Origin of the sequence: Paractinoplanes lichenicola (assembly GCF_016785085.1) — a bacterium.
GTDB classification, from domain to species: domain Bacteria; phylum Actinomycetota; class Actinomycetes; order Mycobacteriales; family Micromonosporaceae; genus Actinoplanes; species Actinoplanes lichenicola.
Window position 1 is genome coordinate 384,762 of record NZ_JAENHO010000005.1, and the last position, 20,895, is coordinate 405,656.

General features: G+C 72.3%; 18 protein-coding genes. 6 read left to right on the forward strand and 12 right to left on the reverse strand.

Annotation, left to right across the window (positions count from 1 at the left end):
* The first annotated feature begins 96 nt into the window (after window positions 1-96).
* Entirely contained in the window at window positions 97-1,248 is a 1,152-nt protein-coding gene (locus JKJ07_RS19255; RefSeq protein WP_202992970.1) for a PQQ-binding-like beta-propeller repeat protein, read from the forward strand.
* Window positions 1,249-1,255: 7 nt separating this feature from the next.
* Here JKJ07_RS19255 and JKJ07_RS19260 read toward each other — a convergent pair whose 3' ends face one another.
* From JKJ07_RS19260 to lpdA, 6 genes are all read right to left on the reverse strand, one after another.
* Window positions 1,256-1,420, reverse strand: coding sequence for a DUF5808 domain-containing protein (locus JKJ07_RS19260; RefSeq protein ID WP_202992971.1), 165 nt, complete (start codon window positions 1,418-1,420; stop codon window positions 1,256-1,258).
* On the reverse strand, window positions 1,420-2,061 hold the full coding sequence (gene lipB, locus JKJ07_RS19265) for a lipoyl(octanoyl) transferase LipB (protein ID WP_202992972.1): 642 nt from the start codon (window positions 2,059-2,061) through the stop codon (window positions 1,420-1,422). The genes JKJ07_RS19260 and lipB overlap by 1 nt, the downstream gene beginning before the upstream one ends.
* Before the next feature lie 16 nt (window positions 2,062-2,077).
* On the reverse strand, window positions 2,078-3,928 hold the full coding sequence (locus JKJ07_RS19270) for a DUF6311 domain-containing protein (RefSeq protein WP_202992973.1): 1,851 nt from the start codon (window positions 3,926-3,928) through the stop codon (window positions 2,078-2,080).
* 31 nt (window positions 3,929-3,959) lie between these two features.
* Complete coding sequence (locus tag JKJ07_RS19275; RefSeq protein WP_202992974.1) at window positions 3,960-4,868, reverse strand: TIGR01777 family oxidoreductase; 909 nt, start codon at window positions 4,866-4,868, stop codon at window positions 3,960-3,962.
* A gap of 88 nt (window positions 4,869-4,956) precedes the next feature.
* Window positions 4,957-6,792: a 2-oxoglutarate dehydrogenase, E2 component, dihydrolipoamide succinyltransferase gene (gene sucB / locus JKJ07_RS19280; protein ID WP_202992975.1), complete on the reverse strand. Its 1,836-nt coding sequence runs from the start codon at window positions 6,790-6,792 to the stop codon at window positions 4,957-4,959.
* A gap of 53 nt (window positions 6,793-6,845) precedes the next feature.
* Entirely contained in the window at window positions 6,846-8,234 is a 1,389-nt protein-coding gene (gene lpdA, locus JKJ07_RS19285) for a dihydrolipoyl dehydrogenase (RefSeq protein WP_202992976.1), read from the reverse strand.
* Window positions 8,235-8,398: 164 nt separating this feature from the next.
* On the opposite strand from lpdA, the gene JKJ07_RS19290 reads away from it, so the two are divergent.
* Window positions 8,399-8,728: a hypothetical protein gene (locus JKJ07_RS19290; RefSeq protein WP_202992977.1), complete on the forward strand. Its 330-nt coding sequence runs from the start codon at window positions 8,399-8,401 to the stop codon at window positions 8,726-8,728.
* Between the two features lie 38 nt (window positions 8,729-8,766).
* Here the strand turns inward: JKJ07_RS19290 and JKJ07_RS19295 are convergent, their stop codons facing one another.
* Entirely contained in the window at window positions 8,767-10,302 is a 1,536-nt protein-coding gene (locus JKJ07_RS19295) for a leucyl aminopeptidase (protein ID WP_202992978.1), read from the reverse strand.
* Between the two features lie 140 nt (window positions 10,303-10,442).
* Between JKJ07_RS19295 and gcvT the strand changes: the two genes are divergently transcribed.
* The gene (gcvT, locus tag JKJ07_RS19300) at window positions 10,443-11,525 is read left to right on the forward strand and encodes a glycine cleavage system aminomethyltransferase GcvT (protein WP_202992979.1); all 1,083 of its coding nucleotides are present in this window, start codon (window positions 10,443-10,445) and stop codon (window positions 11,523-11,525) included.
* Between the two features lie 152 nt (window positions 11,526-11,677).
* Here gcvT and JKJ07_RS19305 read toward each other — a convergent pair whose 3' ends face one another.
* Together JKJ07_RS19305 and JKJ07_RS19310 are read right to left on the reverse strand one after the other, a co-directional pair.
* Window positions 11,678-12,415, reverse strand: a complete 738-nt coding sequence (locus JKJ07_RS19305; RefSeq protein ID WP_202992980.1) for an adenosylcobinamide-GDP ribazoletransferase — start codon at window positions 12,413-12,415, stop codon at window positions 11,678-11,680.
* Window positions 12,412-14,367, reverse strand: a complete 1,956-nt coding sequence (locus tag JKJ07_RS19310) for a bifunctional adenosylcobinamide kinase/adenosylcobinamide-phosphate guanylyltransferase (protein ID WP_202992981.1) — start codon at window positions 14,365-14,367, stop codon at window positions 12,412-12,414. Before JKJ07_RS19310 ends, JKJ07_RS19305 begins: the two co-directional genes overlap by 4 nt.
* Before the next feature lie 81 nt (window positions 14,368-14,448).
* Between JKJ07_RS19310 and JKJ07_RS19315 the strand changes: the two genes are divergently transcribed.
* Window positions 14,449-14,646 carry a hypothetical protein gene (locus JKJ07_RS19315; protein WP_202992982.1) on the forward strand — a complete coding sequence of 66 codons (198 nt, stop codon included), beginning with the start codon at window positions 14,449-14,451 and terminating at the stop codon, window positions 14,644-14,646.
* 10 nt (window positions 14,647-14,656) lie between these two features.
* A complete protein-coding gene (locus tag JKJ07_RS19320; protein WP_202992983.1) occupies window positions 14,657-15,484 on the forward strand; it encodes a site-2 protease family protein in 828 nt (275 codons plus the stop codon).
* A 21-nt stretch (window positions 15,485-15,505) separates the two neighbouring features.
* On the opposite strand, the gene JKJ07_RS19325 is transcribed toward JKJ07_RS19320, so the two are convergent.
* Genes JKJ07_RS19325 through JKJ07_RS52260 form a run of 3 tightly spaced genes read right to left on the reverse strand, consistent with a single transcriptional unit; the run spans window position 15,506 to window position 19,070 of the window.
* Window positions 15,506-16,504 (reverse strand): aldo/keto reductase family protein, encoded by a 999-nt coding sequence (locus JKJ07_RS19325; protein ID WP_202992984.1) that lies wholly within the window; start codon window positions 16,502-16,504, stop codon window positions 15,506-15,508.
* Between the two features lie 20 nt (window positions 16,505-16,524).
* Window positions 16,525-18,180, reverse strand: coding sequence for a WG repeat-containing protein (locus JKJ07_RS19330; RefSeq protein ID WP_369077003.1), 1,656 nt, complete (start codon window positions 18,178-18,180; stop codon window positions 16,525-16,527).
* On the reverse strand, window positions 18,144-19,070 hold the full coding sequence (locus JKJ07_RS52260; protein ID WP_369077004.1) for a pentapeptide repeat-containing protein: 927 nt from the start codon (window positions 19,068-19,070) through the stop codon (window positions 18,144-18,146). Before JKJ07_RS52260 ends, JKJ07_RS19330 begins: the two co-directional genes overlap by 37 nt.
* A gap of 569 nt (window positions 19,071-19,639) precedes the next feature.
* On the opposite strand from JKJ07_RS52260, the gene JKJ07_RS19335 reads away from it, so the two are divergent.
* On the forward strand, window positions 19,640-20,305 hold the full coding sequence (locus JKJ07_RS19335; RefSeq protein WP_202992986.1) for a hypothetical protein: 666 nt from the start codon (window positions 19,640-19,642) through the stop codon (window positions 20,303-20,305).
* Window positions 20,306-20,895: the final 590 nt, after the last annotated feature.

Consider the following 20,895-nt stretch of genomic DNA (forward strand, 5'->3'; position numbering starts at 1 on the left):
TCAAGGCGGTCAGGGTGGTTGTCCACAGGCGGCGACCGCCATGGCCGGAATGTGGACAACGGCCGTTGATCGGGCCCGAGGCGTAAAGTCCGGCACGTGCTGATCGACCTCGACGTCACGCCCGTGGACCGGGAGCGGGTCCGGGCGACGAGGCCGGTCGCGTACGTGGTGGTCGCCGTGGCGGTGGTGACGTTGCTGCTGCTCGCGGGCTCGGCCGTGCTCCCACGAGGCGCCGGGGTCGTCGAGGTGCTCAAGGCCGACGGCATGGGCTTGTCGGCCAGCCTGCTGACCACCGAGGCGGTCTACATAGTGCGGGCCGACGGCCGGGTCGAGGCCACGCCGCTCTGTGCGGGCTGCCCGGAGTGGCGCACCCAGGTCACCACCGGGCAGCGGCTGCGGCTCGGCGCCGGCGGGACGCTCGTGGTCGACGAGAACGACGCCGGCGCGGCCACGTTCCTCGACGCGCGGACGGGCGCGGTGCTGTGGAGCCTGAGCGGCTTCCCGATCGTCGAGCTCGTCGGCGGGCGGGTGGCCGAGTGGAGCCCGGAGGACGGCGTGCTCCGGCTGCGGGAGTTGCGGACCGGACGGCTGTTCTGGAAGCGCCCGGCGGAGGCGTTCGTGGGGGACGACCGGCGCGTGGTGCTGCTGGAGAAGGGGCGCGCGGCCGTCTACGCCGCCGAGAGCGGGCGCGAGCTCACCGGGTGGCGCGATGTGGGCGTACGGGGTGAACCCGGCGCGGTGGCGGCGCAGATCGTGGGGGAGCGGCTGGTCGTTTTTGACGCCCAGCGGATCGCGGGCTTCCGGCTCGACGGGCTGGAGCGTGAATGGCAGACGCCGGTCGTCTCGCCGTTCGGAGTGGGGGGCTGCGGCGACGGGTTGTTGTGCGCGATCGGCTTCGAGGGCCTGACCGTGCTCGACCCGGCGACCGGGCGGGTGCGGTGGAGCGGGCCGCAGTGGCGCTTGGTGAGCAACGGCGGTCTGCTGACGGATGAGAGCGGCCGCTCCGCGCGGGTCGGCCTCGCCACCGGGCGCGTCGAGCACGATTTCGGGCGGGGGCGGCCGATCGACCACCTGCTGTTCTATCCCGAGGGCGACCGCACGACGCTGGTCGGGGCGGCCGACGGCCGGGTGCGCGGGGTCATCCCGCGGGTCACGCCGGACGCCTGTCAGACGGCCGGCGACCTGCTGTCCTGCCTGCGCTACGACCTGACGGTCACGATCTGGCGGATAAAGCCCGCCACGACCTGACCACAGCCTAGGCGAGCACGGCGATGGTCATGCCGATGACGATCGCGAACGGGATGATCGTGGTGCAGACCAGGATCACCCAGGCGATGGGGTGGCCGAAGTTGAGCGACACCCCGCCGCCGCGTTTGGGGACGAAGACGCGTTTGTCTTGCGGGTCCCGATAGAGAGCCATCAGAGCAGGGTAGTGAGGTGCTTCTCGACGACCGGCAGCACCTCGGCCACGGTCACGTCGCGGCCCAGCTCGGCGCTGAGCGACGTCACGCCGGCGTCGCGGATGCCGCACGGGGTGAACCGGTCGAAGTTGGCCAGGTCGCAGTCGGCGTTGATGGCGAAGCCGTGCTGGGTGACGCCGCGGGCGACCCGGATGCCGATCGCGGCGATCTTGCGGTCGGGGCCGCGCTCGTCGGCCAGCACCCAGGCGCCGCTGCGGCCCTTGATCTCGGAGCGGGCGGCGGTGACCCCGAACTCGGCGCACACGTCGATCAACATCTGTTCCGTACGGCGGACGTAGGCGACCACGTCGATCGGGTCGGGCAGCTTGAGGATCGGATAGCCGACCAGCTGACCGGGGCCGTGCCAGGTGATCTTGCCGCCGCGGTCGACCTGGACGACGGGGGTGCCGTCGATCGGCAGGTCGGCGGGCTCGGTGCGCTTGCCCGCCGTGAGCACGCTGGGGTGCTCCAGCAGCAGCACGGTGTCGGGCTGAGTGCCGTCCGCCACGGCGTCGTGCAGGCGGCGCTGCTCGTCCCAGGCCTCGCGATAGTCGATCAGGCCGGGCCGCAGCACGGTGAGCGTGGAAGTTGTCACGCCCACCACCGTAGCCCGCTGGTCACCGGTCGACCGGATCCACTCCGGGACGGATGCGCCACACCAGCACGTCGTCGACCCGCTCCGGCTCGCCCAGCAGGTCGCGCGCGGTGAGCTCGACGGCCGAGCGGAACAGCGGCCCCTCGGGCCCGGTGATCTGGTCGGGCAGGAACAGCGCCTCGACGCCCCAGCGCTGGAAGTCGGCGCGGGCCGTGGCCCGGTCGGCGTTGTCCAGCTCGGCGATGTAGCCGTAGAGGGCGGCCCGCAGGAAGAGCCAGTCGGTGGCCCGCGGGATCGACCCGATGCGGCCCTTGCCCTCGGGGCCGTCGATGTCGGGGCCGAGGAAGTAGCCGTCGGGGATGCGGAACATCTTGCCGCCGCGGGCCATCGTGTACGCCTGCCAGCGCTGCCCGTCGGCGGCCACGTTGATCGCGAACGGCAGCGCGCTCATCACCCCGCCGTCCGGCACGTATTTCTCCCACGTGCCGTCGGCGATGAACCGCGGCTCGGGCGAGCGATGCCGGTATTCGAGCGGGATCGGGAAGATCGGCACGAGGGCGATCACGAGGCCCATCGTGAACAGGGGCCGCGGCCGGGTGGCGCTGAACGCCTGCTCGCACGCCATGGCCAGGATCACCCCGAACACGCCCACCAGCACCAGGGCGTAACGGGCGGGCAGCGCCGCGTCGAACAGCGGCGCGTGCTGCAACAGGGCGTACAGGAGGGGAAGGTCTGTCTCTTGCCCGGCGATGCGCAAGCGTGGGCCGAGCGAGATCAGCAGGAACAGGCCGCCCACGACCATCAGCGCGCGCAGGGTGGCCCGGCGCCGGTCGTCGCCATTGCGATAGAGCATGAGCAGCGACACGAGGATCAGCACCATCAGCGGCAGGCCGAAGAAGCTCTGCTCCTCGGTGCGGTTGGCCGCGTAGTCGTTGCCGAGCCCGGCCCAGCTGGCCAGCGAGCGGTCGGCGAACGAGAAGAACGAGATCAGGTCCTCGGAGTAGTGCCGCTGGTTGAACCCGGTGCCCTTGAAGGTCTGCGGGCCCGCGAAATGCATGTAGAGCGGGTATGCCAGCAGGGCGCCGGCCACCACCGCGGTGACCCCGAGCCCGGCCAGGAACTTCGGCAGCGCCGCCCGCGCCTCGGCCCGGTTGACCGGCGAGAGCGCCCACACGATCACGAAGACCCCGCCCGCCATCGCCGCGAAGAACAGGCCCTCGGCGGCGATCGAGAAGCCGAGCGCCAGCGTCAGGCCCAGCAGCAGGCCGTTGCGCAGCCAGCGCCCGGGGTCGCGCATCTTGAGCAGCCGCCACAGCACCAGCGGCGCGATCCAGCCCGACGTCCAGTTGAGGTGGCCGTTGGCGTGCGCGATGAAGCCCGGCGCGAACCCGCAGAACAGGCCGGCGAGCGCGGCGGCGGCCCGGCTGGCGGTGATCCAGCGGCCGAGGAACAGATACCACGCGTACGCCGAGCCGGCGAGGTTGAGCGTGAGGATGGTCAGGAACGTGATTTGCGGGCCGGCCAGCATGGTCAGCGGCACGAACAGGATTGCGTAGACCGTGATGGATGTGTTGGCGGCGAGGTTGACGCCGTCCGGCACGTTCAGCAGGTCGGTGAAGAACGGGTCGCCGCCGTGCTGCACCAGGTGCACGCCGTAGGACAGGACCCACTCGAAGAAGGCCTGGTCGCCCACATTTTCGGCGACGGCGTGCTCGAACGGGTCCTGCCAGAGCCGGCTGACGACGTAACCGGCGAGGACGAGGGCGGCCAGCGCGACGAACAGATGCGATCGCCACCGCCGGGTCGCCGCGGGGGCGTCGGGCGGGGCCGGCTCATCTGCGGCGGACGTGGTGGTGGGAACGGCGACGGACATCAGCCGCAGGTTAGCAAGCCGCCGCCGCCGATCAGCGGGATGCCGCCGCTTCCTTGCCCACGGCCGCCTCGAGGGCCGAGTCGATGGTCGGGTGGGGCCACTGGAAACCGGCCCGTTCCAGGACAGCCGGGACAACTCGGCTGCTGCGCAACGACTCACCGGCCAGCTCGCCCAGCACGAGGTGCAGCGCCGGGCTCGGGACGCTGAGCAGCGCCGGACGGTGCACGGCGTCGGCGAACGCCTTGGTGAACTCGGCGTTGGTGGCCGGCTCGCGGCCGACGATGTTGACCGGGCCGGTGACGTCCTCGCGGTCGAGCAGGAACTCGGCCGCGGCGAGCCAGTTCGGGGCGTCGCACCACGGCATCCACTGCTTGCCGCCGCCCAGCTTGGCCCCGCCGCCCAGCTTGAACACCAGCAGCAGCCGCTCGACCAGGGTCTCGACGGCGATGCCGGTGCGCAGCAGCACGACCCGTACGCCGGCGTCCTCGGCGGGCCGGGCGGCGGCCTCCCAGACGCGGCACAGATCGGCCAGGAAGGTGCTGCCGGCCGGGGCCTCCTCGGTGACCGGGTTGTCGCCGGTGTCGCCGTACCAGCCGACGGCCGAGGCCTGCAGCAGTGTGCGGGGGCGGTCGGCCTCGGGCAGCTTGCTGATGGCCCGGGCGATCGTGCCCGTGGTGTCGACGCGGCTGGAGCGCAGCTCGCTCTTGTAGCGGGCCGTCCAGCGCTTGCCGCCGACGTTCGCGCCGGACAGGTTGATCACCACGTCGGCCGCCGCGACCACGTGCGGGTCGAGCTGACCCTGCGAGGGCTGCCAGGTGGCCTCGTCGGGCGCCTGGGCGGGCCGGCGCACCAGCCGGGTCACGTCGTGGCCGCTCGCCCGGAGCCGCTCGATGAGGGGCACGCCGAGGAAGCCGGAGCCGCCGGAGATCAGGATCCGCATGGTTCCCATCATGCCCCGAAGTGAACCCGTTCAAAACGAGGAGGGCGCCCGGGTGATCCCGGACGCCCTCCGTCGTTGCTGCGGCTGGTTACGCCAGGCCGAGGTCACCCTCGAAGTGGCCACCCTCCAGGCGCTCCTTCAGCGTGACCAGGAAGCGGGCGGCGTCGGCGCCGTCCACGATCCGGTGGTCGTAGCTGAGGGCCAGGTAGACCATCGAGCGGGGCGCGATGACCTCGCCCAGCTCGGGGTCGTTGATGACCACGGCCCGCTTGACCACCGCGCCGGTGCCCAGGATGCCGACCTGCGGCTGGTTGATGATCGGCGTGTCGAAGAGCGCGCCCCGGCTGCCCGTGTTGGTCAGCGTGAACGTGCCGCCCGAGATCTCGTCCGGGCCGATCTTGTTGTTGCGGGTGCGGTCGGCCACGTCGGCGATCCGCTTGGCCAGGCCGGCCAGGTTGAGGTCGCCGGCGTCCTTGATGACCGGGACGATCAGGCCCTTCGGGGTGTCGACGGCCATGCCCAGGTGCTCGGCGTCGTGATAGGTGACCGTGCCGGCCTCCTGGTCGATCGACGAGTTGACCACCGGGTGCTGGCGCAGCGCCTCGACCGCGGCCAGGGCGAAGAACGGCAGGAAGCTGAGCTTCACGCCGTGCTGGGCCTGGAAGTCGGCCTTGGCCTTCTGCCGCAGCTGGGCGATCTTGGTGACGTCGACCTCGACGACCGTGGTCAGCTGGGCCGAGATCTGCAGCGACTCGACCATGCGACGGGCGATCGTCGCGCGGGTGCGGGTCAGCTTCTCGGTGCGGCCGCGCAGCGGGCTCGGCTCGGGCTTGGCCGTCGGCTTCGCGGGAGCGGCGGCCGGAGCAGCGGCGGCGGGCGCCGGAGCGGCCTTGGCCGCGGCGGCCTTGTCGGCCGCGTCGGTCACGTCCTGCTTGCGGATGCGGCCGCCGACGCCGGTGCCGGTCAGGGTCGACAGGTCGACGCCCTTCTCGGCGGCCAGCTTGCGGACCAGCGGCGTGACGTAGCCGGCGTCGCCGGCCCCGTTCGGGCTGGCCTGCTCGACGCGCGGCTTCGACGGGGCGGGCGGCTCGGCCTTGGCCTCGGCGGCGACCGGGTCCTTGGCCGTCTCGGCCTCGGGGGCCGGGTCGGCGTAGGACTCGCCGGACGGCGCGAAGTCGGGGGCCGGAGCCGACTCGATCTTCGGAGCGGCCTGCTGCTGCGGCGCGGGGGCCGGAGCCGGCTTCTTCTCCTCGGCGGGAGCCGAAGCGGCGGCGGGCGCGGGAGCCGCACCCTCGGTGCCGATGATCGCCAGGTCGGCGCCGACGTCGGCCGTCTCGTCCTCCTGCACCTTGATCTCGAGCAGCGTGCCCGCGACCGGCGAGGGGATCTCGGTGTCGACCTTGTCGGTGGAGACCTCGAGCAGCGGCTCGTCGACCTCGACGGAGTCGCCGACCGCCTTGAGCCAGCGGGTGACGGTGCCCTCGGTGACGCTCTCGCCCAGGGCCGGCATCTTGACCGCGGTGCCCTCGCCGCTCGACGGCGCGGAGGCCTGGGCCTGCGGGGCCGGGGCCTCCTCCTCGACCGGCTTCTCGGTCGAGGGCTCGGTGGGCGCGGGCGGCTCGGGCTCCTCCTGCTGCTGCTCCTGCTGCTGCGCGGGAGCCGGGGCGGAGGCGCTCGCGTCCTCGCCGTCGCCCGCGATGACCGCGAGCTCGCTGCCGACGTCGGCCGTCTCGTCCTCGCCGACGACGATGCGCGACAGCACACCCGCCGCGGGCGAGGGGATCTCGGTGTCGACCTTGTCGGTGGAGACCTCGAGCAGCGGCTCGTCGGCCTCCACCCGCTCGCCCTCTTGCTTCAGCCAGCGAGTGACGGTGCCCTCGGTGACGCTCTCACCCAGCCGCGGCATGGTGACCGATACCGGCATGTCTCAGAACTCCTTAACCATGTTTCTAGTACGGCTCGGCGTGGATCAGGTGATCAGCTGTGTGCGTGCAGGGGCTTGCCCGACAGGGCCAGGAACGCCTCGCCGAGCGCCTCGTTCTGCGTCGGGTGCGCGTGGACCAGCTGGGCGACCTCCTCCGGGAACGCCTCCCAGTTGTAGATCAGCTGGGCCTCGCCGACCAGCTCACCCATGCGCGCGCCGACCATGTGGACGCCCAGGACCGGGCCGTCGTTGAGGCGGACGAGCTTGACGAAGCCGGCGGTCTTGAGGATCTGGCTCTTGCCGTTGCCGCCGAGGTTGTAGTTGTACGTCGAGACCTTGTCCGCGCCGTACTGCTCCTTGGCCTTGGCCTCGGTCAGGCCGACCGACGCGACCTCGGGGTCGGAGTAGGTGACCCGGGGGATGCCCGCCTCGTCGATCGGGGCCGGCTTCATCCCGGCGATCTCCTCGGCGACGAAGATGCCCTGCTGGAAGCCGCGGTGCGCGAGCTGCAGGCCGGGGACGATGTCGCCGACGGCGTAGATGTTGCCGACGCCGGTGTGCAGCCGCTCGTTGGTGATCACGAAGCCCCGGTCGAGCGTGATGCCCTGCTGCTCGTAGCCCAGGTCGGCCGTCGTCGGGCCGCGGCCGACCGCGACCAGCAGCACCTCGGCCTCGACGGTCTCGCCGCCGGCGATCGTCGCGCGCACGCCGTTCTCGGTGTGCTCGACCTTCTCGAACGGCTTGCCGACCTTGAAGTTGATCTTGCGCTTGCGGAAGGCGCGCTCGACCGTCTTCGAGATCTCCTCGTCCTCGGCCGCGACCAGGCGGGGGAGGGCCTCGATGATGGTGACGTCGGCGCCGAACGACTTCCACACGCTGGCGAACTCGACGCCGATCACGCCGCCGCCGAGCACGATCGCCGAGGCGGGCACGCGGTCGAGCTTGAGGGCGTGCTCGCTGGCGATGACGCGCTTGCCGTCGATCTCGAGGCCGGGAATGGTGCGCGAGTAGGAGCCCGTCGCCAGGATGACGTTGCGGCCGGTGTAGCGCTTGCCGTCGACCTCGACAGTGTCCTTGCCGACGAGCTTGCCGGCGCCCTGCACCACCGTGATCTTGTCCTGCTTGAGCAGACCCTGCAGGCCCTTGTAGAGACGCGCGACCACGCCGTCCTTGTAGGCGTTGACGCCGGCCATGTCGATGCCGACCAGGTCGGCCTTGACGCCGAACTGCTCGCTCTCGCGGGTCTGGTCGGCGATCTCGGCCGCGTGCAGCAGCGCCTTGGTCGGGATGCAGCCGCGGTGCAGGCAGGTGCCGCCCAGCTCGGCCTTGTCGATCAGCGCGACGGAGAGGTTGAGCTCGGCCGCGCGCAGGGCGGCCGCATAACCACCGCTGCCGGCGCCGAGGATGACGATGTCGAAGGTTCCGCCGTTCGGCTGGCTCACGTTGACTCCAGTGTTCGCGTCGTTCCCATGCGGGTCACACAACGGAAACGGTCACAGTATGTCCACGCCATCTTGTCACTTTGCGAACCGGCCGATGCACTCAGGTTCCCCGCGGCGGGCCTGCTCGACGTACTCTTGCCGCAATTGAACGTGAGGAGCGTGTGGTGGCCTGGTTTCGGCGTCGCCAGGAGCCGCGAGCCGCGGCTGGACGGGCTGTTGACCGTGCCGATCTCGAGTATCTTGCGGAGTTCGTCCGCACCCGCAAGGGTGTGGAGGCATTCATCGAGCCGCGCACCAACGTGACCGAGACCACGGTGTTGCTCGTGGCACACGACGGCGAGTGGACGCGCCGGCGCACCGAGACTCCCGAGATCGCCCGGCGTTGGGCTCATCAGCTGAGCGTTCCCATCTATGACGTGCGGCTCATGGGCTATCCGCAGCGGATGCGCGACTTCAACGAGCGCCGGAAGCGCCGGCCCGCTGAGGAAAGCTGACACGGTTCCGGGCGGCGTGCGCCCGGAACCGGAGATAATTAGCTCAACCGGTCGATAACCGACAGAAGCGTGCGAATCGGGACGCCCGTGCCGCCCTTCGTCCAGTAGCCGCTGGCCTCGCCGGTGTGATAGCTCGGCCCCGCGATGTCGATGTGCGCCCACTCGACGCCCTCGGCCACAAATTCGCGCAGGAAGACGCCGCCCTGCAGCATGTGCCCGGCCCGGTCCAGGTTCGCGTTCGTCTGGCAGATGTCGGCGATGTCCGACTCCATGCCCTTGCGCACCTCCTCGGGGAGCGGCATCGGCCAGGCCGGCTCGCCGACCTCGTCGCCCGCCGCGCGCACCAGCTCGGTGGCCGCCGCCGAGCCCATCAGGCCCGAGATGCGCTTGCCCAGCGCGATGACCTGGCCGCCGGTCAGCGTCGACGCCTCGAACACGTAGTCGGTGCCGTCGGCGCAGGCCCGGGCGATCGCGTCGCCCAGCACCATGCGGCCCTCGGCGTCGGTGTTGAAGACCTCGACCCGCTTGCCGTTGAACATCGTGATGACGTCGCCCGGCCGGTACGCCGTACCGGAAGGCATGTTCTCCGCCATCGCGAGGTAGGCGCTGACCGCGACCGGGGGCTTGAGCGCCGCCACGGCCAGCATGGTCGCGCCGACCGCGGCCGCGCCGGCCATGTCGGACTTCATCTCCCACATGCCCGCGGCCGGCTTGATGCTGATGCCGCCGGTGTCGAACGTGATGCCCTTGCCGACCAGCGCCACCCGCTTCGGCGACTCCACACCCTCGGGCACGTAGGTCAGCTTGACCAGCCGCGGCGGCGCCTCCGAGCCCTGGCCCACGGCCACGATGCCGCCGTACCCGCCCGCCTTGAGCTCGTCGAAGTCGAGCACCTCGACCTGCAGGCCGGTGCCCTTGGCCGCGGCCACCACGGCGTCGGCGAACTGCGGCGGGCGCAGCGAGTTGGGCGGGGTGTTGACCCAGTCGCGGGTCAGGCGCACGGCCCGCGCGACGACCTCGGCCCGGCTCACCTCGGCCGCGGCGGCCGCGTCGCTCGCGTCGGGCACGTGCACCTGCAGCGCCGACACCGGGTCACGGCGATTCGGCTGCGGCTTGGTCTTGTAACCGGCGAACTTGTACGACCCCAGGAGCGCGCCCTCGAGGATCGCGCGCAGCACTGACGGCGCGTCCTCGTCGTCGGGCAGCGGCAGGGCGAGCGCGACGGTGGTGCTGCCGGCCAGCGCGCGCACGGCGGCGCCGGTGCCCCGGCGCAGGGTCTCGGGGCTGGGAGCCGAACCGGAGGGCTCGTCGCCGAGGCCGACCGCCACCACCAGCGGGGCGGAGATCGTGCCGAGGGTGGCCAGCTTGGTCACCTCGCCGGGCGCGCCGCTCGCCCCGAGCAGCGCCAGCGTCGAGGTCAGCTTGCCGTCGAACGCGGCGGCGATGCTCTCGGCGCCGGCGGCCGGCAGCAGGGCGCCGCCCTCGTCGGGCTGGCTGTGCAGGCCGATGACGATGGCATCGACTGCCAATTCGGCCGGGTCGGTGTCGACCAGGCTGAGGCTGGGCTGGCTCACTGAAGGCTCTCCGCGGACTTCGGGGCCGGGCGCCTCATGGGCCGCTCCGGCTGGTCGGTGGTTCCCCGGCGGACTGACGCCGGAGGTGGGGTGTCCCCGCGACTCTAACCAAGCGCAAGGTCACGGGTAAGTTGACTCTCATGTCTGCCGACGCCCTTTCTCATTCCCCGTTGCACGAGCGCCATGTCGCCCTCGGTGCGAAGTTCGCCGCTTTCGGGGGCTGGGAGATGCCGCTGGAGTACGCGGGCGGCGGCGTCATCAAGGAGCACACGGCGGTGCGCGAGGCGTCCGGCGTGTTCGACGTGTCGCATCTCGGCAAGGCCCGCGTACGGGGGGAGGGCGCGGCCGCCTTCGTCAACGCGTGCCTCACGAACGACCTGGGCCGCATCGCGCCCGGCAAAGCGCAGTACACGCTGTGCTGCGACGAGACCGGCGGCGTGGTCGACGACCTGATCGCGTATCTGATCTCCGACGACGAGGTCTTCCTGATCCCCAACGCCGCGAACACCGCTTCCGTCGTACGGCTTCTGCAGGCCGCCGCGCCGTCCGGGATCACGGTGACCGACGAGCACCGGTCGTACGCGGTGCTGGCCGTGCAGGGTCCGCAGTCGCCCGAGGTGCTGGCCAAGCTGGGCCTGCCCACGCCGGGCGACTACATGGCATTCGTCCCCTCCGGCGAGCTGATCGTCTGCCGTACGGGCTACACCGGCGAGCACGGCTACGAGCTGGTCGTGCCCTGGTCCGCGGCGACCGGGGTGTGGGATTCACTGATCGACGCCGGGGTGCGCCCGTGCGGCCTCGGCGCCCGCGACACCCTGCGTACGGAGATGGGCTATCCGCTGCACGGGCAGGACCTGACGCTCGAGATCACGCCGGTGCAGGCGCGTTCGGGCTGGGCCGTGGGCTGGGGCAAGCCTTCGTTCTGGGGCCGGGACGCGCTGGTCGCCGAGAAGGCCGAGGGTCCCCGTCGCACCCTGCGCGGGCTCGAGCTGACCGGCCGCGGCATCCCGAGAGGCCACATGCCCGTGTACGCCGGTGGGTCGCCGATCGGCGAGACCACGAGCGGGACGTTCTCACCGACCAAGAAGGTCGGCATCGCCCTGGCCCTGCTCGACACGGCGGCCGGCATCACCGACGGCGACCTGGTCGAGATCGACATTCGGGGGCGGCGCACCGAGGCCCGGGTCGTGAAGCCGCCGTTCGTGCAGCCCTCGGTCCGCTGACCTCCGGCCGTTCCGCCTCTCCGGCCGTTTCGCGACCCGCTTACCACGGCTGGTCGGCCGGGGATTGTCGGCCTCGTCACCTGTGGATAATCCCGTTCGCGAGTTGACCGACGTGTATTTTTTGGCCAGCCCCCTGGGTGGGCGGGGAGGGCCTAGTAGAGGGTCAGAAGGATCATGGCCAGCGTCGTGGTGACCTCCACGGCCGCGCCCAGCACGTCGCCGGTGATGCCGCCGAAACGGCGTACGGCGTGGCGCACCAGCGCGACCACCGCCAGCAGCGCCACGGCGACGGCGAGCGGCCCCTGCCACGTCCTGTCCGGAATCGCCGCGGCGGCCGCCATGACCAGCGCCGCTCCCGCGATCGCGACCGGCAGCGGCACCGTGCCGGCCACCAGCGCGCCCAGCCCCTCGGGCCGAGCCGCCGGCACACCGCGACGGCAGGCGAGCGGAATGGCCACCCGGCCGGCCGCGAACGCGACGATCACCGCGATGAGCGGGAGCGTGGTCAGGGCTGCGGTCTGGATCAGCAGCGTGCAGGCGATCGCGGCCACCCCGAACGGCCCGATGTCCGGCTTCCTCATGATCTCGAGGGCGGCCTCGCCCCGGCGGTAGGAGCCCAGCGCGTCGATCGTGTCGGCCAGCCCGTCCAGGTGCATGCCGCGGGTCAGCAGGGCCGCCACGGCCACCGTGACCGCCGCCGCGACCAGCGCCGGGGCGTGCGCCTCGCGCAGCAGCCAGAGCAGCCCGGCCAGCAGCGCCCCGAGCAGCGCACCCACGGCCGGCGCCACGCTCATCGCCACCGCGGCCGCCGCCCGGTCGATCCGCCCGGCACGAACCGGCAGGACCGTCAGCGTGGTGATCGAGAGGCGGACGCCGTCCGCGAGGGTCACGTGCTGGCCGGCCCCGGGCCGTCCGGCTCCGGCTCCACGAAGTCGGCCTCGGAGTCGTTTTCGGGGTCGGCGGCCAGCGCCGGATGCGCCCCGACCGCCGACGCCAGCCCCACGGCCGTCCTCAGCAGCGGCAGGGCGGCCAGCGCGTTGGCCCCTTCCCCGAGACCCAGACCCAGCTCCAGTACGGGGTTGAGCCCGAGCACGTCCCCACCCTGGCGCACCAGTTCGAGGTCGCCCGTGTCGACCAGCAGCGACCAGTGCCGGGTCTGACTGGCCAGGTCGCGGGCGATCAGGCCGGCCGCGATGCCGACCGGCCCGTCGAGCACGACCGGAAGCCGGCGGGCGGCCGCGCCCAGCAGCGCGCCGGTGGCGACGGCGAGGTCGTGCCCGCCCAGCTCGCGCAGGATGTCCTTGGCGCCGCGGGGCTCCCGGCGGATGCGGTGCAGCGCGTCCCGGACGGCGGCGCAGCGCAGCATCCACGACTCGTCGTCGAACACGCCGCCCGGCAGCAGCACCCGGGGCAGCACGGCGACCGCCTCGGAGCCGGTGGTGGCGACGGAGACGGCCGTGGCCACCGCGTCGGTGCCGGCCCCGATCGACGCGAGCACGAGCAGGTCCTTGCCCGCCTCGGCGGCCGCGTCGGCCAGGTGCCAGCCCTGCAGCAGGGCGCGCTCGACCTCCTCGTCGGTGGCGGCCGGACCGTCCTCGATGGCGGCCGACTCCTCGGTGCGCAGCACGGCGATGTCGGCCCCGGCCGAGCCGGCCAGGCGGCTCAGCACGCCCTCGCCCGCCTCGACCTGGGCCACCCGGCGCTCCACGTCCTCGACGTCGTCACCGGCCGCGGCGCCGCCGGCATGCCGGCCCGAGAGCAGCAGCACCCGCGGGGCCGACCAGGGCTGCGGGGTGACGGTGGACTGGGTCGCGGCGGCGAACTCGACGGCCTCGACCAGCCGCCCCAGCCCCGCCCCGGGGAAGTCGACCGTGGCCAGGCGGTCGCGCGCGTCGGGGCCGGCGTCGCTGTCGGGCAGCGGCAACTCCATGCCGGCCTCGATGACCGTCCTGGACGCCACGAGCGGGAGCACCATGGTGGGCTCGTTGAGCACCCCTGCCGCCGTACGGGGGGAAGGGTCTTCTGCGACGACCGGGCTGACGACGTGCGCCTCAGCGACGGGCTCAGCCAGGACGGACCCGCTCGGGGCGCCCGCGTCTTCCGCGTTCTCTCGCGCCCCAACTTCGCCGGACTTCTCGGACAAATCCGAAATGTCGGAGTTGGGAGGCGAGGCGGAGAGCGGCGAAGCGGAGGCTGAGGCGGGAAGCGTCGGAGCGGCGGCGGTGGCGGAGAGCGGCGGAGCGGTGGCGGCGAGCGGCGGAGCGGAGGCTGAGGCGGGAAGCGGCGAAGCGGAGTCGCCCGGTTCCTTGAGCCAGAGAACGCGGCCCGCCACGACCAGGGCGACCCGGTCGCAGGCGTCGGCCAGGGCCTGGTTCGTCGTGCCCAGGGCGTCGGTGAAGGCCCGCCCGACCGGCGTCGCCGCCACCAGCGACAGGCCGACCTCGGGGCTCACCAGCACCACCCGGGCCGTGCAGGCCCGCACCGCCGCGGCCAGCGCCGCCACGTCGGCCTCGTCGTCGTTGGGCTGGCGGGCCGGGTCGAGCACCGCCGCCACCCAGCCGCCCAGATCGTCCACGAGCAGCGTGTCGTCGGGCTTGGCCTCGGTCAGCAGCTCGGTCAGCCGGGCCGGGTCGGCGCCGGTCTCCTCGGTCGACCAGGATTGCGGCCGCCGCCGCTGATGGGCCTCGATGCGGCCCAGCCACTCCGGGTCGTCCTCGCCGCCGGCCGCCGTCGCCACGTAGCGCACCGCGGGGGCGTCCGCCACCAGCGATTCGGCGAACTCGGACTTGCCGGAACGGATCCCGCCGAGCACCAGGACCGTGTGCCACCGATCATCGGACATGCCCCGTACCTTAAGGCCGGTGCGCACACGCGGACGCCGTAGGGTGGAGGCGCACCGACCGAGGACGTGAGGGGGCGGCGAATGCCGTGGAGTTGGCGGTACGAGAACGTCGAGGGCCAGCCGGTCGGCGGGCCGCAGGAGACGTTCAGCAGCCAGGCCGACGCCGAGTCGTGGATCGGCCAGGAATGGCGGCAGCTGTCCGAGCAGGGAGTCGCCGGTGTCGTGCTGCTCGAGGACGACCGGGTCGACTACAAGATGAGCCTGCGCCCGGCCGAGTGAGCGCAGCGCCGTGACATACGAGCCGGTCTCCACCAGGACGCCTCGCAACGCCTTCGTGCCCAGCCCGGTCTTCGTGGGCATCGTCGCCGTCTTCGCGGTCAGCGGCTGGATGACGTGGACGGGCTTCGGCAACGTCCGGGTCGACGTCTTCCTGTTCATCGTGTCGGGCTGGCTGGTCTCGCTGTGCCTGCACGAGTACGCGCACGCGCTGCTCGGCTTCTTCTCCGGCGACCGCAGCGTGGCCGACCGCGGCTACCTGCGGCTCAACCCGCTGAAATACACGAGCCCGCTGCTGTCGATCGTGCTGCCCGTGGTCGTGGTGATCCTGGGCGGCATCGGCCTGCCCGGCGGCGCCGTCTGGGTCGACCACCGTCACATCAACAGCCGTCTCAAGGATTCGCTGATCAGCGCGGCCGGCCCGCTGACCAACGTGGTGCTCGCGCTGATCGCCGCGTTCCCGTTCCTGATCGGCGTCGTCGACCTGCCGATCATCGAGGTCGCCGGGGGCTTCGCGCTCGACCCGGACGCCCACGCCGAGTTCTGGGCGGCCCTCGCGGCCCTGGCGTTCCTGCAGGTCACGGCGACGATCCTCAACCTGCTGCCGATCCCGGGCCTCGACGGCGGCGGCATCATCGCGCCGTGGATGAGCCCGGCCTACCAGCGGGCGTGGAACCTCTTCGCGCCGTACGGGTTCATCCTGCTCTTCCTGCTGCTGTGGCAGACACGCGTCGGCGACTACTTCTACGACCTGGTCTTCTGGATCACCGACAAATTGGGTGTGGACCAGGTCCTGATCCAGGTCGGCCTGGAGCTGATGCGGTTCTGGTCGGGTAACTAGCCCGACCAGAACCGATCCGTCTCACGGACGTCGGGCGGGGCTTACCGTCTTCGCGGGGTCACGCTCGACGACCGGCTCGAGAGCGGCGTCGATCGCCTTCATCAGGTCGGCGTCGAGCTTCTTGCCCGAGGCCACCGCGTTGTCGCGCACCTGCTCGGGACGCGACGCGCCGATGATCGCGGCCGAGACGTTGTCGTTCTGCAGCACCCAGGCCAGGGCCAGTTGCGCCATCGACAGCCCGGCCTGGTCGGCCAGCGGCCGCAGCTGCTCGACCGCCGTGAGCACCTCGTCGCGCATGAGCCGCGAGATGAAGTTGGCGCCCGACTTCTCGTCGGTGGCCCGCGACCCGGCCGGCGGCTGCTCGCCCACCTTGTACTTGCCGCTCAGCACGCCCTGCGCCATCGGCGAGAACACCACCTGACCGACGCCCAGCTCAATCGACATCGGCACCACCTCGGCCTCGATGACCCGGTGCAGCGCGGAGTACTGCGGCTGATTCGAGACGAACGGAATCTTCAGATCCTGGGCCATCTCCCAGCCCGCCCGGATCTCCGTAGCCGTCCACTCCGAGACGCCGATGTAGAGCGCCTTGCCCTGCCGGACCACGTCGGCGAACGCCTGCATGGTCTCCTCGAGCGGGGTCGAGTAGTCGTAGCGGTGGGCCTGGAAGAGGTCGACGTACGAGGTCTGCAGCCGGCCCAGCGACGCGTCGATCGACTCCATGATGTGCTTGCGGGACAGGCTGCGGTCGTTCGGGCCGGGACCGGTCGGCCAGAACACCTTGGTAAAGATCTCCAGGCCGGCGCGGCGCTCGCCCTTCAGCGCCCGGCCCAGCACCTCCTCGGCGCGGCCACCGGCGTACGCGTCCGCGGTGTCGAAGCTCGTGATGCCCACGTCGAGCGCGGCCCGGACGCACGCGACCGCGGCCTCCTCCTCGACCTGGGAGCCGTGGGTGATCCAGTTGCCGTAGGCGAGCTCGCTGATCAGCAGGCCGGAACGGCCGAGATGACGATGTTCCATCTCCCGACCCTATGCCCTCCTCAGAGCACCGGCCGAGTGTCCTTGATCAACTTGTCGATCTCGTCGAGCACGTCGGCCCGCTCCCGATACTTGAGCTCGACCAGCGGTTCGCCCTTGCGGTCGAGCGCGCCCCACAGCCCGAACTTGTCGGCCACCAGGAACGCCGCGGGGTGGATGAGCAGGGCGGCGTGCACCGGCTGCACCAGCAATTGCCCCGTACGGTCGACGACCCCGTACAGCTCCCCGGCGTCGACCACGGCCAGCCCCTCCTCGGTGAACCCGTCGACCGGCTCGCCCGTGGCCAGCATCGTCGCGAACGCCCGATAATGCGGCTGCACGACGAGCCGTGCGTGCTTGTCGACCACACCCCAGCCGCCCCGGCGCACGAGGGCCAACCCGTTGTGGAACGGCCGCGCGTCGTCGAACCCGCCCGGCACGATGACCCGATTCTGCTGGTCGATCGCGTACCAGCCGCCCGCGTCGTCCCGCGACACCCAGGCCAGCCCGTCCGCGAACCGGCCCGCCGCCCGATACCCGGCCGCCGCGTCGATCAGCACCTCGCCGGTCCCGTCGATCAGCTCCCAGGCCTGCGCCTCCGGCCGCCGCACCCAGGCCACGCCGTCCGCGAACGGCTGCGCCTGCGCGAACCGCGGCGTCAACGACCCCGGATAGCCCCACAACCCCGACGCTTCGTCCTTCAACGGCCGCGGCTGCGTTCGCTTGCCCACGATCTGCTCGCGGGTGCGCGGATACGGACCCCAGCTCTCCGCGGCCTGCCCGGTGATCGTGTCGAGGGCCAGCTCGATCCGCTCGACCAGATCCGGGTCGGCCCCCTTGCGCAGGTCGAGGGCGAGCTCCAGATGGTTCACGGCCTCCAGGTAGCGGCCCTGCTCGAACGCCGACCGCCCGGCCAGCTCGTGCATCTCGGCCCGCAACCGGGCCGGCAACTCGGCCGAGTTCGTCTCCTCGAAGATCTTGTCGGCCTCGGCGTACTCCCCGCGCCACAGCAACACGTGCCCGAGGCGCGCCTGAACGGTCGCCAGCCGTACGAGGTCGCCGGCCGTCTCCGCGTGCCGCAGCGCCGCCTGCGCGTCCTCGAGGGCCGCGTCCAGGTCGTTGAGCAGCCGCTCGGCCACCGCCCGCAGACTCAACAGGCGCGCCCGGTCGGAGTCGCGCTCGGCGTACTCGAGCTTGTCCGTGAGCCGATCGATGACCACCCACATCGGCTCGTCGTCCTCGATCTGCTCACGCAGCGTCCGGGGGTCGTACGTCACCGGGTAAGCGGCAAGAATCTGCTCCGGATCGGTCCTCCGGTTGCGCGGATCCGCCACCTGCTCGCGGCGTTGCTTGATGGGCCTTCCCTCGTACGCCGGAGAGCCGCCCCCGGTCGCGTCGCCCTGGTCGATTTGCTCCGTGCCTGTCGTGCTCTCGTCGCCCGGTTCCGCGGTCGCCTCGGTGTCGTCCGCGTCTGCTTCGACGCCCGGCGCGGCCGCCTTGTCCGGCTCCTCGGCCGCGCTGTCGCCGGGCCCGGCAACTTCGTCCACCTGCGCCGTCGCGCCGTCTTCGTCGGCCCCGTACGCCTCAGCCGTGATCGCATGCGTGGCCGCACGCCCGCCGATCGCCTGCGGCGTGTCCTCAATCAGCTCGGCGTCGACGATGTCGTCGTTGGCCGGCATCTCCGAAGCCCGCAGCAGCACCGGCTCGTCATCATCGATCTCCGGCTCGACGATCTCAACATCGATCGGCTCACCGTCGTCATGCAACTCGGCCGACGCCCCGGGGAGTGGATCCTCCGACTCAAAGTCACCCTCGGCGAAAGCGCCCTCATCCTGCTTCGGAGCCTCGTCCGGTTCGGCCGAGATGGGCTGAGCCGACACGGGCTGAGCCGACACCGGCTGGCTCGACACGGGCTGAGCCGAGACCGGCTGACCCGGCACGGGCTGAGCCGACACCGGCTGAGCCGACACCGGCTGAGCCGACACCGGCTGAGCCGACACCGGCTGAGCCGACACCGGCTGAGCCGACACCGGCTGGGCCGACACGGGTTGCGCGGAGACGGGCTGCGACCAGTCCGGCCCGTCGGTGGCCGGCGGTGACTGCGTGGACTGAGCCGATGCGGGCTGCATCGTGACAGGCTGAGCCGACACCGACTGCGGCTGAGCGGGCGCGGCCGATACCGGCTCCGCGGAGACGGGCTGCGCCGACACCGGCTGAGCGGAAGCCGCGGCGGGCCTGTCCTCCGCGGCGTTCGGCCGGACGATCGGCTGCACGGAGATCGGCTCGTCGTAGTCGGCGTAGGGAAGGTCCCCCGAGGGCCGCGGCTCCGTCGCGACAGACGCTTCGCCGGCGGTCCCGCTCTCGCCCTGCCGCGGGACCACGATGGGCTGCGCCCCCGACGGCGCGAACCAGTCCGGGGTCTCGGGCCCGCCACTACCCAGCCGAGCCTCGGCAACGCCCGCGCCGCCAGCCTCCCGAACGTCGGCCGCATCGTCGGCCCAACCCGAACCACCGGCAGTGGTGTGCGCCGAACCGGCCCGGGGCCCGTCCGAATGCCATCCCGAGCCATCCGCAGCAGGCTGCCCCGAAACCGGCCACGCCCCACCCGACACCGGCTCCGGTCCGGCCGTCCCCCGCCCACCGTCGTCCGGCGCCGAATCCTGCCTCCCCCACCCGGCGGGCAGCCCCGACACCGGCCCAGGCCCGAGCGGCCCGGCCGAGGGCTGCCCAGAGGCCGGCTGCGGCGCGAGGGTGCCCCCAGAGACCTGCTGGACCGCAGACGGCTGCCCCGAGACCGGCGGCACTCCAACGGGCTGCGCGGAGGCCGGCTGGGAGGCCGACGGCTGCATGGAGACCGGCCGAGATGCGGCGGGCGGCGCGGATGTGGGCTGGAATGCAGACGGCTGCCCCGAGACCGGCTCCATTCCAGCGGGCTGCACGGAGGCGGACGGCTGCGCCGACACTGGCCGGGAGGCGGCGGGCGGCGTGGAGGTCGGCTGGAATGCAGACGGCTCTCCAGAGACCGGTTGAGACGCGGCCGGCTGTGCCGATGTCGGTTGAGGCGCGGCGGGCTGTGCCGATACTGGCCGGGACGTCGTGGGCCGGATTCGGGCCGGCTCGAACGCGGACGGCTGCGCGGTGACCGGCCGCGACGCGGCAGGCTGCGCGGAGATCGGATCGGACGTGTCGGGCTGCGCGGACGTCGGCTGGAACGCGGATGGCTGCGCGGACACCGGCCGAGATGCGGCAGGCTGCGCCGAGACCGGCCGGGACGCGGCTGGTTGTGCCGATGTCGGTTGGGGCGCGGCGGGTTGGGCCGAGACCGGGGAGGACGTGTCGGGCTGTGCGGACGTCGGCTGGAACACGGACGGCTGCCCAGACACCGGCTCGTCGATGGGCTCGATGACTACCGGCTGGGCCACGGGGGAGCCGGTGATCGGCTGGGGGATGGGCGGCGGCAGCGGGGTGATCGCGCCGAGGCCGCTTTGGGAGAGCAGCCAGCCCAGGCCGTGGGGTTCGTTGTCTTCCTCGGCGGGGGCGGCCGGGGCGGCGGAAACAGGGTCCGAGGCGGTGGGGCGGTCCCACACCGAACCACTCGGCTCCGGATTCGGCGATCCGATGTCCTCAACCGACTGCCCGGCGGGAAGCGTCGACACCGGACCCGCCGACGGGTCGTATGCGTCGTCCGGCACCGAATACGGCGGTGCGGTGACGGGTGAGACACCGCGGTCATCCGCATCTGCCCGCGGTGCAGCCCAGCCCCCGTCCGACTGCTGCTGCGGTCCCGAGGTGGCCGCCTGCTGACGGCGGCGGGCCTCGTCCGAACCCTGATACTGCTCGCCACCCCACCCCGGCTGCCCGGAAGTCGGATAAGGCTGCGCCGACAAGGGCTGCGTCGAGGCAGGTTGCGACGACGAAAGCTGCGCGGACCCGGATTGCGGCGAAGAAGGCTGCGCAGACTGCGGTTGAGGCGACGGCGGCTGGGCGAACCCCGGCTGCGCCGATGCAGGCTGGGTGAACCCCGGTTGCGCCAACGCAGGCTGGCCGGATCCGGGTTGCGTCGATGCAGGCTGGCCGGATCCGGGGTGCGCGTAGTCGCCCCGCGACGGCCCGCCCGATGCCGGGTGCCCGGACGTGGGACGCGTGGGCCCATAGGCGTCGTCCCGCCGTCCCGGCGCCGGGTAGCCCGGCGGCGTGGCCTGCGCGGATCCGGGGCGACCGCTGTAAGGCTGTCCGGAACTCGGCTGAACACCCGAAGGTTGCCCCGAGACGGGACGCGACGCCCCCGGTCCCTGATAGCCGCCGTGCGACTGGGCGCCGGGACCCCCGCGCGGCGCCCCGGCAGCAGGCGGGTAGCCGGCGTATGGCGGCTGCGGACGAGCCGGCTGCGCCGG

Bases quoted from the DNA above. Each gene is read 5' to 3' on its own strand.
- JKJ07_RS19310 (WP_202992981.1), bottom strand. From the start codon at position 14,367: ATGTCCGATGATCGGTGGCACACGGTCCTGGTGCTCGGCGGGATCCGT.
- JKJ07_RS19325 (WP_202992984.1), bottom strand. From the start codon at position 16,504: ATGGAACATCGTCATCTCGGCCGTTCCGGCCTGCTGATCAGCGAGCTC.
- JKJ07_RS19315 (WP_202992982.1), top strand. From the start codon at position 14,449: ATGCCGTGGAGTTGGCGGTACGAGAACGTCGAGGGCCAGCCGGTCGGC.
- gcvT (WP_202992979.1), top strand. From the start codon at position 10,443: ATGTCTGCCGACGCCCTTTCTCATTCCCCGTTGCACGAGCGCCATGTC.
- sucB (WP_202992975.1), bottom strand. From the start codon at position 6,792: ATGCCGGTATCGGTCACCATGCCGCGGCTGGGTGAGAGCGTCACCGAG.
- JKJ07_RS19330 (WP_369077003.1), bottom strand. From the start codon at position 18,180: ATGCCGGCCAACGACGACATCGTCGACGCCGAGCTGATTGAGGACACG.
- JKJ07_RS19260 (WP_202992971.1), bottom strand. From the start codon at position 1,420: ATGGCTCTCTATCGGGACCCGCAAGACAAACGCGTCTTCGTCCCCAAA.
- JKJ07_RS19275 (WP_202992974.1), bottom strand. From the start codon at position 4,868: ATGCGGATCCTGATCTCCGGCGGCTCCGGCTTCCTCGGCGTGCCCCTC.
- JKJ07_RS52260 (WP_369077004.1), bottom strand. From the start codon at position 19,070: ATGGCTCGGGATGGCATTCGGACGGGCCCCGGGCCGGTTCGGCGCACA.
- JKJ07_RS19270 (WP_202992973.1), bottom strand. From the start codon at position 3,928: ATGTCCGTCGCCGTTCCCACCACCACGTCCGCCGCAGATGAGCCGGCC.